The following is a 3,106-nucleotide window of genomic DNA, read 5'->3' as shown; positions in this document are numbered from 1 at the left end:
GCTACGAGAAGACCGCCGAGTCCTACCAAGCAGCCGTCACCCTCGCATCGCTCCTGATGTGGGCGTGACATTTGAAGACACCCCCTAGCGGGCCGCTGGGAGCGGTTTCCGCCACCCGGATCACCGGCCTCGTCCAAGCCGTCCTCACGCCGCACCGTCAGCCGGTGCGGATGTGCGTCCGTGCGGCGGTGCGCCGGTGCGGCGACGGCCGCGTCACCGGGTGGTCTCCCGCTGCGGTGCGCGGAAGTACGCGCGGCTTGTGGGCGTGTAGAGGAGGATCACTCCGGCCCCGGATGCGGCGATGGCGATGATGCCCCGCACCGCATAGTCCGGCTGAAACACACCGCCTGGGGACACGAAGCCCCACACCGCGTGCGGTACCAGATAGAGGAAGAACAGTACGGCCGTGACCGTTGCCGTGACTCGGGCCTTCCGCCCACCGCGCCGGACGCGGATCGCCGACACGACGGCGACGATGAGCAGGAGGCTCACGAACTGCGTCATCTCCGGGTCGTTCGCGGCGATCGAGGCGCCGATGACCGCGGATGTGATCAGCAGTACGACGGCCGCAGCGACCTCCCTGGGGCGGCGAGCCGGGAGCTCCGTCCGCATTCCTTCGTCCGTCGGCCCAGTCATGGGCGCCCTCCTCACGTTGCAGTCCGGCGGCCCCGCGGTGGGCTCACCGGGGCATGGTCGGCATCATCCGTGCGAAGACTCGGGACCCCTCCCGCGTCCTGTGGCCGGAGCGGTCGGCGCCGCGATGAGTTTGGTGGGCCGCTGCGGTCTACCTCCGCAGTGGCCATGGCGCAAGGCTGTGGCCGTGGCGAAATGCGGCCCCGCGACGCCGCGGGGGACGATCCGCAAGTTGGGGAGCACCGTGATCATCATTGCCGGAAAGCTGTACGTGGACGCCGCTGCCCGCGACGCGTACCTGGCCGGATGCACAAAGGTCGTCGAGCAGGCCCGGGCCGCACCCGGCTGCCTCGATTTCGCTCTGTCGGCCGATCCGGACGAGCCGGATCGGATCAACGTGTACGAGCGTTGGGAGACCGACGAGGACCTTCAACGCTTCCGCGGCGCGGGCCCGGAGCCCGAGCAGACAGCCCAGATCCGCGACGCCGAGGTGAGCAAGTACCGGATATCCGGAGTCGAGGCTCCCTAGAGCATGGGCCTCAGTGCCGCCCCGGCCCACAGTCGGCAGATCGCGACGCCCGCACCGACGCCGACCGGCTGGCACAATGTCGGGGCACCAGCCCCGAGTTGCCGTCGACCGGGAGGCTTCGCCGTGCCGCAGCAGACCGCCGGATCCGACGCCGACTTCGCCGAGCGACTGGAGCCGTTCCGCCGCGAGCTGCAGGCACACTGCTACCGCATGACCGGCTCCTACGACGAGGCCGAGGACCTTGTCCAGGAGACCTTCCTGAAGGCCTGGCGGAGCCGGGACGCGTACGAGGGCCGGGCGAGCGTACGCACCTGGCTGTACCGCATCGCCACCAACGCCTGCCTGGACCACCTCCGCCGCCATCAGCGCACACCGCGCCGGTACGGGCGACTGCCCGGCATGGACCACGGCGAGGGCGAGCCGCCCGTACGCATCGAGTGGCTGCAGCCCTACCCCGACGAGTTGCTCGCCGACATCCCGGCGGCGGAGGCGGGCCCCGAGTCGCAGGTCCTGTCGCGGGAGACGGTCGAGCTGGTCTTCCTCGCCGCGCTGCAGCACCTGCCGCCACGGCAGCGGGCGGTGCTGATCCTGCGGGACGTGGTCGGGCTCCCGGCCGCGGAGACCGCCGAGCTTCTGGAGTTGTCCACGGCCTCCGTCAACAGCGCCCTGCAGCGCGCCCGTCCGGCGCTGCGGGAGCAACTGCCCGCGGACCGCCGTACGGAGTGGGCCCCGGCGACCGCCCCGACGAAGGAGGAGCGCGAAGTCGTCGAGCGCTATCGGGTCGCGGCCGAGCGGCTCGATCTGCCCGCGATGGCGGAGCTGCTGGCGGCCGACGCGAAGCTGACGATGCCGCCGAACCCGTACTGGTTCGTGGGCCGCGAGGCGATCCTCGACTTCGTCGCGCAGACTCTCGACCCGGAGTCGCCGCAGTTCTTCGGCCGCTGGCGGCACCTCCCGACGTGGGCGAACGGGCAGCCGGCGGTGGCGGGTTACGTGCAGCGCCCGGGCACGACCGTCTACCGGGCGCAGAACCTCGACGTGCTGCGTGTCGAGGACGGCCGGATCGTGGAGATCACGACGTTCGAGCCGCACCTGCTGCCGGCCTTCGGCCTGCCGCTGAGGATTTCCGCGCAGGAGCGATGAGCGGCACGCCTCGCGTGCGTCTGTATGGCCGACATCTTCCGATGACGACAGCCGCGGACGAGGAGCCATCATGCTGCTGCAGGACAAGAACGCGATCATCTACGGTGCCGGCGGGAACATCGGCGGGGCCGTCGCCCGCACCTTCGCCCGGGAGGGCGCACGAGTCTTCCTCGCCGGGCGGACGGCGGCGAAGCTCGAGGCGGTGGCCAAGGACATCGAGGCCGCGGGCGGCCGGGCGCACGCGGCCGTGGTCGACGCCCTCGACGAGCGGGCGGTGGAGGAGCACGCGGACGCCGTGGTGGCGCAGGCGGGCTCGATCGACGTCTCGCTGAACCTCATCACCCGTAACGACGTGCAGGGCACGCCTGTGGTGGAGATGTCGGTGGCGGACTACACGGCCCCGGTGACCAACGGCATCACCACCAACTTCATCACCGCCCGGGCTGCCGGGCGTCGCATGGCGGAGCAGGGGTCCGGGGTGATCCTCGCGCTGAACAGCGGCTCCGCGCATGCCAGCCCGCTGATGGGCGGTACATGCCCCGCGGACGCGGCCATCGACACGCTGATCCGCGCCTTGGCGCAGGAGCTCGGTCCGAAGGGTGTGCGGGCGGTGGGGATGTGGGTGGCCGGGGTGCCGGAGACGCTGACTCCGGAGTCGCTGGGGGCGGTCAACCCGGCGATGGCGAGCCCCGAGGCGCTGCAGGGCGTGTTGGACATGCTGGACGGCCTGCGGATGCTGTCGGCTTCGCCGCGGTTGCGGGAGGTCGCGGAGCTGGCGGCGTTCCTGGCTTCGGAGCGGGC

At 71.4% G+C, this 3,106-nt stretch carries 4 protein-coding genes; 3 read left to right on the top strand and 1 reads right to left on the bottom strand.

All coding sequences use genetic code 11. The features are described from left to right. Positions 1–213: 213 nt before the first annotated feature. Positions 214–636 (bottom strand): hypothetical protein, encoded by a 423-nt coding sequence (locus GAS53_RS52740; protein WP_151484951.1) that lies wholly within the window; start codon positions 634–636, stop codon positions 214–216. A 241-nt stretch (positions 637–877) separates the two neighbouring features. On the opposite strand from GAS53_RS52740, the gene GAS53_RS52735 reads away from it, so the two are divergent. From GAS53_RS52735 to GAS53_RS52725, 3 genes are all read left to right on the top strand, one after another. Next, a complete protein-coding gene (locus GAS53_RS52735; RefSeq protein ID WP_151484950.1) occupies positions 878–1,162 on the top strand; it encodes a putative quinol monooxygenase in 285 nt (94 codons plus the stop codon). 3 nt (positions 1,163–1,165) lie between these two features. Then, positions 1,166–2,305: a sigma-70 family RNA polymerase sigma factor gene (locus tag GAS53_RS52730; RefSeq protein ID WP_151484949.1), complete on the top strand. Its 1,140-nt coding sequence runs from the start codon at positions 1,166–1,168 to the stop codon at positions 2,303–2,305. A 70-nt stretch (positions 2,306–2,375) separates the two neighbouring features. Then, positions 2,376–3,106 (top strand): SDR family NAD(P)-dependent oxidoreductase (locus tag GAS53_RS52725; RefSeq protein ID WP_151484953.1); only part of this gene is annotated, 731 nt, incomplete at its 3' end.

It is taken from the genome of Streptomyces albicerus, assembly GCF_008905045.1.
Lineage (GTDB): Bacteria > Actinomycetota > Actinomycetes > Streptomycetales > Streptomycetaceae > Streptomyces > Streptomyces albicerus.
The sequence above is the reverse complement of the archived record's forward strand: the minus strand, read 5'-3'. Positions and strand labels throughout refer to the sequence as shown.